14 protein-coding genes and 2 rRNA genes are annotated in these 15,037 nt (G+C 31.7%); 15 read left to right on the forward strand and 1 reads right to left on the reverse strand.

The window, feature by feature from the left end:
- Together VK164_RS01045 and rrf are read left to right on the forward strand one after the other, a co-directional pair.
- Nucleotides 1-416, forward strand: a 23S ribosomal RNA gene (locus VK164_RS01045); the annotation flags it as partial.
- A 180-nt stretch (nt 417-596) separates the two neighbouring features.
- A 5S ribosomal RNA gene (gene rrf, locus VK164_RS01050) occupies nt 597-706 on the forward strand.
- A gap of 94 nt (nt 707-800) precedes the next feature.
- Here rrf and VK164_RS01055 read toward each other — a convergent pair.
- On the reverse strand, nt 801-1,661 hold the full coding sequence (locus tag VK164_RS01055; RefSeq protein ID WP_324207589.1) for an alpha/beta hydrolase: 861 nt from the start codon (nt 1,659-1,661) through the stop codon (nt 801-803).
- 166 nt (nt 1,662-1,827) lie between these two features.
- Between VK164_RS01055 and VK164_RS01060 the strand changes: the two genes are divergently transcribed.
- The 13 genes from VK164_RS01060 to arsB all read left to right on the forward strand — a co-directional run bounded on the left by VK164_RS01060 (nt 1,828) and on the right by arsB (nt 15,023).
- The gene (locus VK164_RS01060) at nt 1,828-2,646 is read left to right on the forward strand and encodes a M48 family metallopeptidase (RefSeq protein WP_324207590.1); all 819 of its coding nucleotides are present in this window, start codon (nt 1,828-1,830) and stop codon (nt 2,644-2,646) included.
- A 55-nt stretch (nt 2,647-2,701) separates the two neighbouring features.
- Entirely contained in the window at nt 2,702-3,991 is a 1,290-nt protein-coding gene (locus tag VK164_RS01065; protein ID WP_324207591.1) for an MFS transporter, read from the forward strand.
- 41 nt (nt 3,992-4,032) lie between these two features.
- Complete coding sequence (locus VK164_RS01070; RefSeq protein WP_324207592.1) at nt 4,033-5,013, forward strand: DUF6252 family protein; 981 nt, start codon at nt 4,033-4,035, stop codon at nt 5,011-5,013.
- Between the two features lie 192 nt (nt 5,014-5,205).
- A complete protein-coding gene (lon, locus tag VK164_RS01075) occupies nt 5,206-7,668 on the forward strand; it encodes an endopeptidase La (protein ID WP_324207593.1) in 2,463 nt (820 codons plus the stop codon).
- 122 nt (nt 7,669-7,790) lie between these two features.
- Nucleotides 7,791-8,810, forward strand: a complete 1,020-nt coding sequence (gene porQ / locus VK164_RS01080) for a type IX secretion system protein PorQ (protein ID WP_324207594.1) — start codon at nt 7,791-7,793, stop codon at nt 8,808-8,810.
- A 33-nt stretch (nt 8,811-8,843) separates the two neighbouring features.
- Nucleotides 8,844-9,125: a hypothetical protein gene (locus VK164_RS01085; protein ID WP_324207595.1), complete on the forward strand. Its 282-nt coding sequence runs from the start codon at nt 8,844-8,846 to the stop codon at nt 9,123-9,125.
- Between the two features lie 21 nt (nt 9,126-9,146).
- On the forward strand, nt 9,147-9,830 hold the full coding sequence (gene cmk / locus VK164_RS01090) for a (d)CMP kinase (protein WP_324207596.1): 684 nt from the start codon (nt 9,147-9,149) through the stop codon (nt 9,828-9,830).
- 221 nt (nt 9,831-10,051) lie between these two features.
- Complete coding sequence (rpsA, locus tag VK164_RS01095; protein ID WP_324207597.1) at nt 10,052-11,818, forward strand: 30S ribosomal protein S1; 1,767 nt, start codon at nt 10,052-10,054, stop codon at nt 11,816-11,818.
- 103 nt (nt 11,819-11,921) lie between these two features.
- Entirely contained in the window at nt 11,922-12,245 is a 324-nt protein-coding gene (locus VK164_RS01100; RefSeq protein WP_324207598.1) for a metalloregulator ArsR/SmtB family transcription factor, read from the forward strand.
- A 36-nt stretch (nt 12,246-12,281) separates the two neighbouring features.
- Nucleotides 12,282-12,758, forward strand: a complete 477-nt coding sequence (locus VK164_RS01105; RefSeq protein ID WP_324207599.1) for a DUF6428 family protein — start codon at nt 12,282-12,284, stop codon at nt 12,756-12,758.
- Between the two features lies 1 nt (nt 12,759).
- Nucleotides 12,760-13,377, forward strand: a complete 618-nt coding sequence (locus VK164_RS01110; protein ID WP_324207600.1) for a class I SAM-dependent methyltransferase — start codon at nt 12,760-12,762, stop codon at nt 13,375-13,377.
- Between the two features lies 1 nt (nt 13,378).
- Nucleotides 13,379-13,987, forward strand: a complete 609-nt coding sequence (locus VK164_RS01115; protein ID WP_324207601.1) for a protein-tyrosine-phosphatase — start codon at nt 13,379-13,381, stop codon at nt 13,985-13,987.
- Between the two features lie 4 nt (nt 13,988-13,991).
- On the forward strand, nt 13,992-15,023 hold the full coding sequence (gene arsB / locus VK164_RS01120) for an ACR3 family arsenite efflux transporter (protein WP_324207602.1): 1,032 nt from the start codon (nt 13,992-13,994) through the stop codon (nt 15,021-15,023).
- The last annotated feature ends 14 nt before the right edge of the window (nt 15,024-15,037 follow it).

Consider the following 15,037-nt stretch of genomic DNA (forward strand, 5'->3'; position numbering starts at 1 on the left):
GAGCTCATATCGACGGGGGGGTTTGGCACCTCGATGTCGGCTCGTCACATCCTGGGGCTGGAGAAGGTCCCAAGGGTTGGGCTGTTCGCCCATTAAAGTGGCACGCGAGCTGGGTTCAGAACGTCGTGAGACAGTTCGGTCTCTATCTACTGTGGGCGTTAGAAATTTGAGTGGATCTGATTCTAGTACGAGAGGACCGAATTGGACTGACCGCTGGTGTATCTGTTGTTCCGCCAGGAGCACTGCAGAGTAGCTACGTCGGGAAGGGATAAGCGCTGAAAGCATATAAGCGCGAAACCCACCACAAGATGAGATTTCTTTTAAGGGTCGTGGAAGATGACCACGTTGATAGGCTATAGATGTAAAGGCAGTAATGTCATAGTCGAGTAGTACTAATAACCCGTAAGCTTATGTATAAGTCTGCGCCTTCGGGCGCAGCGAAACTTTCTTACCTTAGAGTAATCTTAGGTAACTTTTTAAACGATTTATCTCAGTATGTTAAGATATTTGCAACGAAGTTGCAGTGAATAGTAATAAGTAAAAAGTGATTAGTGAAAAGCTAATTACTTATCACTAAGAGCTAATCACTAAAAACTTAAGGTGGTTATTGCGTCGGGGCTCACCTCTTCCCATTCCGAACAGAGAAGTTAAGCCCGACTGCGCAGATGGTACTGCAGTTATGTGGGAGAGTATGTCGCCGCCTTTCTTTTGAAAAGCCTGTCTATAACTAGACAGGCTTTTTTGTTTTTGTGTTTTGGATAAGGAGATATTTAGTGTTTTTTATATATAAAATAGTGTAATTAACTAATAAAATTAATTATCTTATTGATTACGTTATCATCACCTAAAATTTTACGATGTCCTAATCCTTCCGTAATTAATAACTCTGAATTTTTTAGATGTTTTTGAATATTGTATGCTGATTTTACAGAAACATCATCATCATCCTTATCGTGTATCACTAAAACAGGAATCTCAATTAGATTAGCAGCTTTATATGCAGAATAATCATCCATTTTGTTACCAAATTTGTGTTCAAAATGATTTCTTAATTTAATTCCAAAATCAGACTTTAGTTTCAATTTCTTAATGAAATCATCAATAATATCTTGAATAATATCTCCACTACCAATTATTATTGCTTTTTTAACTTGTAAATGTTGTTTAATAGCATTTAAAACGGACATACCACCAAGTGAATGACCTATAGCATATTCAAATGGTCCATATTGCTTTTCTATTTCTAAAATTGAAGCAATAAACTCTGTCATTATGGAGAAATTACCTTTTGATTTTCCATGTGCTGGAGCATCAAAACTGATAGTCATGTATCCATTTTTTAAAAGTTCATCAGCGATTTTCACTAATTGAGTGCCTCTACCTGACCAACCATGAACTAGTAGTACTTTTTTTGAACTTTCTCCATATTCGTATACTATTATTTCTTTATTAATTGAGTTAATTAAAATCTTCTTCTGTTTACTTTCTTTATCCATAATAAATTCTCGTTTGGGAATTTTGTGTTTAATTGGAGTTGTAAAAAGTTTAGCAGCAAATTTTGTTGTTAAATTGGAAGATAATACTTGTAGAATTTTTGCAGTAATTAAGATTGCTTTGGGAATTTCTTGGCTATGTGTAGTTTTTTTTTTTTTTTTTGACATTTCAACTAAATTTTCTGCAAATTACAATTATTCTGTTTTTAATTTCATTATTAGATTTAAAATTATTTCTAAAACAAATTTTAATCAAAGAATAAAATTTGTTTGTAGTTTTCTTTGAGTAGTTTAAATGTTGTAAATTTGCTTGTTATTAAAAAAGATTTTCCCTATGAATATTAAAGTTAAAATTTTAGCCGTATTACTTTTTGTATTAGTAATGTCTTGTGCAAAAAATCCATTTACAGGAAAAAGCACTATGGCTTTTGTCCCAAACAGTCAAATATTTCCATCAGCTTTTCAGCAATATAATCAGTTTTTATCTGAAAATAAAGTAATTAAAGGTACTTCAGATGCCAAAAGAATTGAAACTATTGGTATGAAAATTAAGACAGCTGCTGAACGTTTTTTAAATGCAAACGGAAATGCAAATTATTTAGATGGTTATGAATGGGAATATAAATTAGTAGATAGTAAAGAATTGAATGCTTGGTGCATGCCAGGAGGTAAAATTGTTTTTTATACAGGAATTTTGCCAGTTTGTAAAGATGATGCTGGAATTGCGGCAGTTATGGGTCATGAAGTTGCTCATGCTTTAGCAAATCACGGACAACAAAGAATGAGTGCTGGGTTGTTACAACAATTGGGAGCTGTTGGTACGCAAGTTGCTGTAGGAAATCAAGATGCTGAAACTCAAGCATTGGTTATGCAAGCATATGGTGTTGGTTCACAAGTTGGAGGAATGCTACCTTTTAGTAGAAAGCATGAAAGTGAGGCTGATATGATAGGTTTAACATTAATGGCTATTGCAGGTTACGATCCTATTAATGCAGTTAAAGTTTGGGAAAGAATGTCTGCAATTTCAAATGGTCAAGCCCCACCTGAAATTTTGAGTACTCATCCTAGTAACGAGACGAGAATTAAAGAACTAACAGCATTGATTCCTCAAGCAAAAGCAGAGGCGGCAAAATTTGGAGTTACTTTTAAATAAGTAAATAAAATACTATATTTGAATCCCGACTTAATTTGTCGGGATTTTTTAATTTATGACAAATTTAGAAAAAGGAAATTCAAAGTTACTTAATGCTTGGGCGTTTTACGATTGGGCAAATTCCGTTTACACATTGGTTATCTCTTCAACTATTTTTCCAATTTATTACGGAGCTCTATTTAGAGTTAAAGGAATTGAGGAAGTTGAGTTGTTTGGTTTTATGATACGAAGCGAATCATTAATAAGTTATGTTACTGCATTAGGATTTTTGATGATTGCTTTTATTTCTCCTTTACTTTCTGGAATTGCTGATTATTTAGGAAATAAAAAGTTTTTTCTAAAATTGTTTTGCTATGCAGGTTCGATTTCTTGTATGAGTCTATACTTTTTTTCTTTAGAGAATATTATTTTTAGTTTAACAACTTATTTATTTGCATTAATTGGTTTTTGGGGAAGTTTAGTGTTTTATAATTCCTATTTACCGGATATAGCTCATAAAGATCAGCAAGATAAAATTAGTGCAAAAGGTTTTAGCTTAGGTTATATAGGAAGTGTTATTTTATTGTTAATTTGTTTAGCAATGGTAATGTTAGTTGACGAAAAACATGCTATTCAAATGATGAGATATTCATTCTTATTAGTAGGAATTTGGTGGATAGGATTTAGTCAATATACTTACTATTATCTTCCAAATAATAAAAATGATAATAAATTACATAGAAATGTTGTTTTTAATGGATTTAAAGAATTATTAAAAGTATGGCAACAAATCAAGAGTATCCTTCCTTTAAAGCGATATTTAGCTGCTTTTTTCGTATACAGTATGGCCGTGCAAACTATAATGATTATAGCTGCTTATTTTGGTGAAAAAGAAGTTGAGTGGGGAAGTGATAGCAAAAGAACAACAGGCTTAATTATTAGTATTTTAGTGATTCAATTGGTTGCAGTGTTTGGAGCTTGGATTACTTCTATGTTGGTTGAAAAATATGGAAACATTAAGGTTTTGATGCTTTTAAATTTCTTATGGATATTAATTTGCACTTATGCATATTTTATAATTACTCCGAATGATTTTTACATTGCAGCATTTTTTGTTGGATTGGTAATGGGTGGAATTCAATCTTTATCACGATCAACATATTCAAAATTTATACCATCAAAAACGTCAGATACTACTTCATTTTTTAGTTTTTATGATGTTGCTGAAAAAATTGGTATTGTAATAGGAATGTTTACATATGGTTATATTGCAGATGTAACGGGTAAAATTCAAAATGCAATCTTATTTTTAATTTTATTTTTTATTGTAGGATTATTTTTATTAGTGCGAGTACCGAAAAATTAAAATTACTTATTATATTTGAAAAATTTAATTTGAATTAACTTATGAAAACTATAAAATCAATTCTAACACTTCTAGTTCTAACTTTAGCTTTTACAACAACGTCATGTGATAATGAACCTGTAGATCCAGTTTTATCAGGTGAAGAAGGAAATGGCGGCGGAGGAAATAATGGTGGGGGAAATAACGGTGGTGGATCAGGAAGTAGCTTTTTTAGAGCAAATTTTGATGGACAAACTTGGAATGCTAGTACAACACAAGCAATTGTAAATTCTGATTATATATCAATAAATGGAATGCATTCAAATGGTAGTTTTTTTCAAATTACAGTACCAAATGGGGTAGTAGGAACATATAATTGGGCTGGTGCAACTTCTATTACATCGTTAGGGTTAATTTATTCATCTGGTAGTGGACAAGTTCCATATGTAAGTTTAAGTAATACTGATGCTACTAATCAAGGATTTACTGGTTATACAGATACTGCTGAGTTAGTAATATCCGAGATAAATACATCTACACATAAAATAACTGGAACATTTAAATTTACTGGTGTTCGCTATGATAGCACTCTGACTCAGACGGAAACTAAAGTTTTTACAAGTGGACAATTTTCAGTAACATATACATCAAATAATACTTCTCCATCAAATAATACTTTTACTTGTAAGTTAGATGGAAATAATTTTGTAACAACAAATGTTGATGGTATTAAAAATTCAGGTATGATATCGCTTATAGGCAGAAGAGGATCAGTTGAGAATATAAGTTTGAGTTTGCTAGATAATATTGCAGTAGGAACATATAATTTAGATAATATGCCTACAGGAACTAATAATGTTGGAATGTATGTTCCTGATATGTCTGGTAATGTATACTCATCAAATCCAGGTACTGTAACTATAACAACTCATAACATCGCTTCAAAACGAATAGTAGGAACTTTTCAGTTTACGGGTACTAGCTTTTTTGATTCATCAACACATTCCATTACAAATGGTTCATTTGATATTACTTATCAATAAAATAAAATTTTATATCAAAATCCCGAACTAACACTTCGGGATTTTTTATGGCATACATCTTGAATTAATAGGTTTGAATTAACTATATAAATTTATTTTATAAATTGATTATCAGTTAAATAAGTTGGTTATTCGTAACTTTGAATAGTTTTTAAAAATTAATTTACTGACAAAAAGACCATATTTGTACATATGCCACATCACAAAATTTTAGCCCTTGACAATTTGTCACTTCAGGAAATGGATCCAGATTCAGAATTGATTCCATTAATGACCCCCGAAGATGAAGAAGAAATGAACAATGAAGAATTGCCAAAAGACATTGCAATTCTGCCATTGCGAAACACTGTTTTATTTCCGGGTGTAGTAATTCCTATTACCGCTGGAAGAGATAAATCTATTAAATTAATCAATGATGCCAATGCCAAAGGGAAAATAATTGGGGTTGTGGCTCAAATTGATGAAAACGAAGAAGATCCATCACCAAATGATGTACATCATATTGGAACAGTAGCCAGAATCATGCGTGTTTTGAAAATGCCTGATGGAAATACAACCGTAATTCTGCAAGGTAAAAAACGTTTTGAAATTGAGGCATTTACTCAGGAAGAACCTTATCTCAGAGCAACTATTAAAGAAGTTTCAGAAGAACGCCCTGATGCAAAAAATGTTGAGTTTAAAGCTATTATTGAGTCAATTAAAGAATTAGCAATTCAAATTATCAAAGAAAGCCCAAATATTCCTACTGAAGCAACTTTTGCTATCAAAAACATCGAAAGTAATCCATTTTTAATCAATTTTGTTTCTTCCAATATGAATCTTTCAGTGGAAGAGAAGCAACAATTGTTATCGATAAAAAATTTAAAAGACAGGGCGTTAGAAACGTTGCGCTTTATGAATTTAGAACTTCAAAAATTAGAAGTTCGCAACGATATTCAGTCTAAAGTGCGCTTTGATTTAGACCAACAACAGCGCGAATATTTCTTACAGCAACAAATGAAAACCATTCAAGAAGAATTAGGTGGCGTTTCGTATGAAGCTGAAATTGAGGAAATGCGTGCCAAGGGGTTAAAGAAAAAATGGGACGAAAAAACAGCAAAACATTTCGAAAAAGAATTGTCAAAATTGCAACGAACCAATCCAAATTCGCCTGATTTTGGTATACAACGCAATTATATTGAGTTATTTTTAGAATTGCCTTGGAACGAATTCACTAAAGATAATTTCGACTTAAAACGTGCTCAAAAAATTCTAGATAGAGATCATTACGGTTTAGAAGAAGTTAAAAAACGTATCATTGAGCATTTAGCGGTTTTAAAATTGCGAAACGACATGAAATCGCCAATTCTATGTTTATACGGACCTCCAGGTGTAGGTAAGACTTCAATTGGGAAATCAATTGCAGAAGCTTTAGGTAGAGAATATATCAGAATGTCGTTGGGAGGTTTACGTGATGAAGCTGAGATTCGTGGTCATCGAAAAACATATATTGGTGCGATGCCAGGAAGAATTCTTCAAAATATTAAGAAAGCAAAAACATCAAATCCAGTGTTTGTTTTAGATGAAATAGATAAATTATCTTCGAGTCATAATGGCGATCCATCTTCTGCCTTGTTAGAAGTTTTAGACCCAGAACAAAACAAAGAGTTTCATGATAATTTCTTGGAATTAGGTTACGATTTATCAAAAGTAATGTTTATAGCTACTTCTAATAGCTTGTCAACTATTCAGCCTGCCCTTCGTGATCGCATGGAAATCATCGAAATGACAGGATATACCATTGAAGAAAAAATCGAAATTGCTAAAACACATTTATTGCCTAAACAATTAAAAGAGCATGGATTAACCACAAAAGATTTGCAAATTGGTAAAAAACAATTAGAAAAAATTGTTGTGGGTTATACGCGTGAATCGGGTGTTCGTGGATTAGAGAAAAAAATTGCTCAAGTAGTACGTCATGCTGCAAAATCAATTGCAATGGACGAAACCTATAACGTAAAAGTTTCGGATGCTGATATTTTAGAAGTATTAAAATCACCTCGTATGGAGCGTGATAAATATGAAAATAATGATGTTGCTGGTGTAGTTACTGGTTTGGCTTGGACTTCCGTTGGTGGTGATATTTTGTTTATAGAATCTCTGATATCAAAAGGTAAAGGATCTATGACTATGACGGGAAATTTAGGAACTGTCATGAAAGAATCGGTTACAATTGCATTAGAATATATTCGTGCAAACGCAGAAGATTTAGGTATTAATCCAGAAGTTTTAAACAATTACAATATACACATTCACGTGCCAGAAGGGGCTACCCCAAAAGACGGGCCAAGTGCTGGGATTGCAATGTTAACCTCAATGGTTTCCTCTTTTACACAAAAAAGAATTAAGAAAAATATAGCCATGACTGGAGAAATAACACTTCGTGGAAAAGTGTTGCCAGTTGGTGGAATCAAAGAGAAAATTCTTGCTGCCAAAAGAGCAAATATTAAAGAAATAATTCTTTGTAAAGAAAATAAACGTGACATTGAAGAAATTAAACCTGATTATATTGAAGGATTAACTTTTCATTATGTTGATAAAATGAGCGATGTTCTTGATGTTGCTATTACAAATCAAAAAGTTAAAAATGCAAAATCGTTAGAATTTAAAAAATAACTATTGAATTAAACTTTATAAAAAGAAATCCCAATAACTTTCTTATTGGAATTTCTTTTTTGTTTTCTACCGTATATAATTTTATCTTCGCAGTTGCGTTATGATTAAGTTAACACCACAAAATGCTACAAAAAACGATATTATTTTTTTTAATTCTTCTTTCGACTAACGTTTTTAGTCAAATAGGAGGTAAGTATGTATATCAGTTTTTAAATCTAGCACAATCTCCTCGTCAAGCCGCGTTAGGTGGTAAAACAGTAACCGTTGTAGATTATGATGTAAATCAAGCTTTTTACAATCCTGCTACAATTAATCAAAAAATGCACAATCGTTTGTCGGCAAATTATGGGAGTTATTATGGAGAAGTTTCTTATGGAACAGCTGCTTATGCTTATACTTATGATCGTCATTTGCAAACATTTCATGCAGGGATAAGTTATATCAATTACGGTACTTTTGAAGGTCGTGATGAAGTAGGAAATTTAACTTCAGATTTTACAGGAAGTGAAGCTGCTTTATCTTTAGGTTATGCATATAATTTGCCTTGGACCGATATGTATATTGGTGCAAATGCAAAATTAATTTCTTCAACATTAGAAAGTTATAATTCTTGGGGAGCTGCTGTAGATTTAGGATTTTTGTATGTTGATTATGATAACGATATTAATTATGGTTTAACCGTAAGAAATGTTGGTTTTCAAATCAAACCGTATGCTGATACGCGAGAAAAATTACCACTTTCAATTGATGCTGGAATTTCGCAGTTGATGGAAAATGTTCCCATTCGCTGGCACATGACATTTGAAAATTTACAGCAATGGAATATAGCTTTTTCTAATCCAAACAGAGCAGAAGGAAATTTAGACGGTGGATCAACAGAAGAGAAAGTTTCGTTTTTTAATAACGCACTACGACATGTAATTGTTGGTGCTGAATTATTTCCTGAAAAAGGATTCAATATTCGATTGGGCTACAATTTTAGAAGAAGCGAAGAGTTGAGAATTCTTGAACAAAGAAGTTTTTCGGGAATTTCTGCGGGTTTTGGAATCCGATTTGGAAAAGTTAAATTTGATTATTCGTATTCAAGATATACCGTTGCAGCAAATACTAGTTTATTTGGTTTGATAATTGATTTGGAGTAAGAGAAGAAAGAGCAAAGAGTAAAGAAGCAAGAAATGATAAAAGTTATTATAGTAATTATTAGTTTATTTTTAGTTTCTTGTGATGTCAATGAAAGTGATTTACATAATACAATTTGGAAAATTTACAAAAAGAATTCACATGATTTTGGAGATGTTATTTCTTTTGATGATATAGTTGTAAAAAATGACACAATTTTTTTAAACCTGGAGCCGATTTATGAAATTATAGAATATAAAAACAGATATTTTATGGATGAATTTATCACTATTAAAAATTTAAAAACACAAAATTTGGCAACTTATATTAAAAAATAATTCTTGTCTTCTTGTAAACATATGAAAAAAATTACCATAGCAATAGACGGTTTTTCGTCAACAGGAAAAAGTACACTAGCTAAGCAATTGGCTGCAGCATTAGGTTACGTTTATGTTGATACAGGCGCAATGTATCGTGCAGTGGCTTATTATGCTATGCAGCATAATTTAGTTTCTGAAACATATTTAGATAAAACAGGATTAATTTCTCAATTGCCAACTATTAATTTGCGTTTTCAATTCAATCCTACTCTAGGATTTGCGGAAATGTATTTAAACAACGAAAACATTGAAACTCAAATCCGAACTATTGAAGTTTCTCGAATGGTTAGTAAAGTTGCCGAAATTTCAGAAGTGCGTGCAAAATTAGTAGAACAACAGCAACAAATGGGTAAAAACAAAGGTATAGTAATGGATGGAAGAGATATTTGTACAGTTGTTTTTCCTGATGCTGAGTTGAAATTATTCATGACCGCAAGTTCAAAAACTAGAGCGCAACGTAGATTTGACGAATTAGTTGAAAAAGGGCAACATGTTACTTTTGAAGAAGTATTACATAATGTTGAAGAACGCGATTATATTGACACCCACAGAGAAGATTCACCATTAGTAAAAGCGGATGATGCTATCGAAATTGACAATTCTACCTTAAGTAAAAAAGAACAATTTGAATTGGTTTTAAATTTAGTTAAAGAACGATTATAATTCATTTTTCATTGCTATTAATTTAATTATTCTAATTTCTTTCTTTTCAAGCTTTTAAATATTTTAATTAAGTTTTGTAAATAAACAAAAAGTAGTATCTTTGCACACCTTTTGGCAGAGTAGAGTTTCCTTTAGGTATCAATCATTTATGTAAAACACTGCTGCTGTTTTCTATCGCATTAAGAAACTCAAGAAGCACGGCATACAAATTTTTAATCAGCATGTCTGAAATTAACAAAACACAAGAAGAGTTTTTAGCGAATTTTAACTGGCATAACTTCCAAGAAGGAATTGATCCAGTTGATGAAAAAAACTTACAAGAATTTGAAGATCTAGTAACTAAAACTTTCATCTCTACAGGAGAAGAAGAAGTAGTAGAAGGTGTTGTTGTAAGAATTACTGATAGAGATGCAATCGTTGATATCAACGCTAAATCTGAAGGTGTTATTTCTTTAAACGAATTCCGTTACAATCCTAACTTAAAAGTTGGTGATAAAGTAGAAGTATTAATTGATGTTCGTGAAGACAAAACAGGTCAGTTAGTATTATCTCACAGAAAAGCTAGAACTATCAAAGCATGGGATAGAGTTATTGCTGCTAACGAAACAGGAGAAATCGTTAATGGTTTCGTTAAATGTAGAACTAAAGGTGGTATGATTGTAGATGTTTTCGGAATTGAAGCATTCTTACCAGGGTCTCAAATTGATGTGAAACCTATCCGTGATTACGATCAATATGTGAATAAAACTATGGAATTTAAAGTTGTGAAAATCAACCACGAATTCAAAAACGTAGTAGTATCTCACAAAGCGCTTATTGAAGCTGATATTGAAGTACAGAAAAAAGAAATCATTGGTCAATTAGAAAAAGGACAAGTATTAGAAGGTGTTGTTAAAAACATTACTTCTTATGGTGTGTTTATTGATTTAGGTGGTGTTGATGGATTAATCCACATTACTGACTTATCTTGGTCAAGAATCAATCACCCAAGCGAAGTTCTTGAATTAGATCAAAAATTAAACGTTGTAATCCTTGATTTCGATGATGAGAAAACAAGAATCCAATTAGGTTTAAAACAATTAAATGCTCATCCTTGGGATGCTTTAGGAACTGAATTAAAAGTTGGTGATAAAGTTAAAGGAAAAGTTGTTGTTTTAGCTGATTACGGTGCTTTCATCGAAGTTGCTGAAGGTGTAGAAGGTTTAATCCACGTTTCTGAAATGTCTTGGTCAACTCACTTAAGAAGTGCTCAAGATTTTATGAAAATTGGTGATGTAGTTGAAGCAGTTGTTTTAACTTTAGACAGAGACGAAAGAAAAATGTCTTTAGGTATCAAACAAATGACGCAAGATCCATGGACTGATATTACTGCTAAATACCCAGTTGGTTCTAAACACACTGGAATAGTTAGAAACTTTACTAACTTCGGAATTTTCGTAGAGTTAGAAGAAGGTATCGACGGTTTAGTATATATCTCTGATTTATCTTGGACTAAGAAAATCAAACACCCATCTGAATTTGTAAACGTTGGTGAAAAATTAGACGTTGTTGTATTAGAATTAGATGTTGAAGGACGTAAATTATCTTTAGGTCACAAACAAACTACTGCTAATCCTTGGGATAAATATGAAGACGCTTTTGCTGTTGGAACAATCCACAATGGTACAATTTCTGAAATCGTTGACAAAGGTGCTACTGTAGAATTTGGTGACGATATTGTTGCTTTCATTCCTACACGTCACTTAGAAAAAGAAGACGGTAAAAAATTGAAAAAAGGTGATACTGCTGACTTTAAAGTTATTGAATTCAACAAAGAGTTCAAAAGAGTAGTGGCATCTCATACAGCTATCTTCAGAGAAGAAGAAGAGAAAAACGTTAAAGCTGTTGTTGAAACTACTTCAACTAATGCTGCTCAAACATCTACTTTAGGTGATAATAACGATATTCTTGCTGAATTAAAAGCTAAAATGGAAAAAGGAGGTAAATAATCTCTATAATCCTAAATATTTTAAATCCCGAAAGAAATTTCGGGATTTTTTATTGTATTTTATATTTGTTTATCGTAATATTGCAATATAATAATGTAAAATTATGGGAGCATCTAAAACAGAATCCTTTTCAGTAGAACAAAACGAAATGGCAAACTTATTCAAAGCCTTGTCTCATCCAGCTCGTATAGCAATTGTTGATTATTTATTGTCGGTTGATTCATGTATTTGTGGTGATATTGTAAATGAATTGCCTTTAGCTCAACCCACAATTTCTCAGCATTTAAAAGAATTAAAAAACGCTAATATCATAAAAGGAACAATCGAGGGTACAGCAATTTGTTATTGCATAAATCCAGATACAATTGATACAATCGAAAATCATTTTGGTGCGATTCGTCGTATGTTAAAAAACAAATGCTGTTAGTTAATTACTTTTTATTAATCATTAATTATATATAAAATGAAATTATCTGAAATAAAAAATCAATTAAAAAATCTTTCTCAAATAGCTTTCCAATTACCAAATGGTGATTTAGTACCTAATCATTTTCATGTAACCGAAGTAGGTAAAATTACTAAACATTTCATCGATTGTGGTGGAGTTGTTCGTACAGAAGAAGTAGTCAACTTCCAACTTTGGGAAGCTAATGATTATGATCATAGATTACATCCTGAAAAATTAATACGTATTATTGAACTTTCAGAAAGTACTCTTGGTTTGCCAGATTCAGAAATTGAAGTAGAGTATCAAATGAAAGAAACTATTGGAAAATTTAGTTTAGATTTTGATGGTATTAACTTCCAATTGAAATCAAAATTAACGGATTGTTTAGCAAAAGACAATTGCGGAATTCCACCAGAAAAATTAAAAACTAAAATAGGTGAGTGGAAACCAAAAGAAACGTCTTGTTGTGCACCAGATTCAGGTTGTTGTTAATATGGAAAATACTAAAAAACAACATTGGGAAACTGTTTTTACAACAAAAGCAGAAAATGAGGTAAGTTGGTTTCAAAACAACCCAAAAACTTCAATTCAATTAATTCAAGCTTGTAAGATAGCTAAAGATGCCAAAATAATTGACATTGGTGGTGGTGATAGCTATTTGATTGATAGTTTATTAGAATTGGGTTACACGAATTTATTTTTGTTAGATATTTCAGCTGCTGCTATTGAACGTGCAAAAAAGCGATTAGGTGATAAAGCTAAGGATGTGACTTTTATAGTTTCTGATAGTTTGCATTTTCAATCGGATGAAAAATTTGATGTTTGGCACGATAGAGCATCATTTCATTTTTTTACTGAAGCTTGCAATATTGAACAATATAAAGCTAATGTAATTGCAAATACCAATCAAAATGCACATTTAATTTTGGGAACTTTTTCAGAAGATGGTCCTTTAAAATGTAGTGGTTTACCAATAACACAATATTCGGTTGATAAAATGGAAGCTGTTTTTGGCGAAGATTTCGAATTAGAAAATTGCTTTACAGAAGACCACGAAACGCCTTTTGATACGGTTCAGAATTTCATTTTTTGCCATTATATAAAGAAATAATATGTTAGAAAATTTATCAAAAACTATAGCATTGTTTTCCGAAATTTCTGTTTCAAATGAACGAAAAGAAGTTTTGATACCATTAGTGAATTATATCCAATCTAAAACCAATGCTAATGAAGAAATTCGATTGAATTTCATTTGTACACACAATTCTAGAAGAAGTCATTTATCACAAATTTGGGCACAAACGATGGCGTTTCATTTTGGAATTAATAATGTTTTTTGCTATTCTGGTGGAACTGAAGCTACTGCTATGTTTTCAAAAGTAGGTGAAACATTAGTTAATCAAGGATTTCAAATTCAAAAAATTAGTAACGAACAAAATCCAGTTTATGCAGTGAAATTCGATTACAATCAACACCCAATCATTTGTTTTTCAAAAGCCTATTTCGATGATTTTAATCCGAAAACTAATTTTGGAGCCATCATGACGTGTAATAATGCCGACGAAGGTTGTCCAATGGTTTTTGGTGCAGAAGCTAGATTTCCAATCAAATACGACGATCCAAAAGTCTTTGATGGAACCGAATTAATGAACGAAAAATACACAGAACGTAGTTTGCAAATTGCAAGTGAAATGTATTTTGTGTTTTCTCAAATAAAATAATCATATGAAAAAGCGATTAGGGTTTTTAGACCGATTTTTGACACTTTGGATTTTCATAGCAATGCTAATTGGTGTTGCTATTGGTTATTTTATTCCAAATACTGCCGATTACATTAATTCATTTTCGTCAGGAACAACAAATATTCCACTAGCTATTGGGTTGATTTTAATGATGTATCCACCGTTGACTAAAATTGATTTCTCTAAAGTTCCTCAAATGTTTGAGAAGCCAAAGTTATTATCTGCTTCGTTTTTCATCACTTGGATTGTTGGACCTTTTTTAATGTTTTTATTAGCTACAATCTTCTTAAAAGATTATCCAGAATATATGACAGGCTTAATTATTATTGGATTAGCGCCTTGTATTGCAATGGTAATTGTATGGAATGAGCTTGCAGAAGGAAACCGCGAATTAACAGCTGGTTTAATTGGAATTAATAGTTTATTGCAAGTACTTTTTTTTAGTTTATATGCTTATTTCTATTTAGAGATTATGCTGCCATTGTTCGGAATTAAAAGCCTAGAATTAAATATTACAATTGCTGAAATTGCTACAACAGTTGGAATTTACTTAGGAATTCCATTTGCTTTAGCTGTGATTAGCCGTTATATGATTAAAAAATATTTAGGAGATAAATTTTTCAATCAAAAGTTCATCCCATTTATTTCTCCAATCACTTTAATTGCTTTGCTATTTACAATTGTTATTATGTTTAGCTTAAAAGGTGAAATGATTGTCGATTTACCAATGGATGTTGTTAGAATTGCCATTCCATTAGTGATATTCTTTACAGTTATGTTTTTCTTGATGTTTTTTGTTTCTAAAAAAATCGGATCCGATTATAGAGATGCTGTGGCCTTGTCTTTCACTGCTTCTGGAAATAACTTTGAGCTTGCCATTGCAGTTTCAATTGGTGTTTTCGGAATTAATAGCGGACAAGCTTTTGCAGGCGTCATTGGACCATTAGTAGAAGTTCCTGCCTTGATAATTTTAGTAAATGTAGCATTTTGGTTGCGAAAAAAATATTTTAATTAATAAAAAAGAGGATT

The sequence above is a fragment of the Flavobacterium sp. genome, assembly GCF_035299005.1.
Classification (GTDB): Bacteria; Bacteroidota; Bacteroidia; order Flavobacteriales; family Flavobacteriaceae; genus Flavobacterium.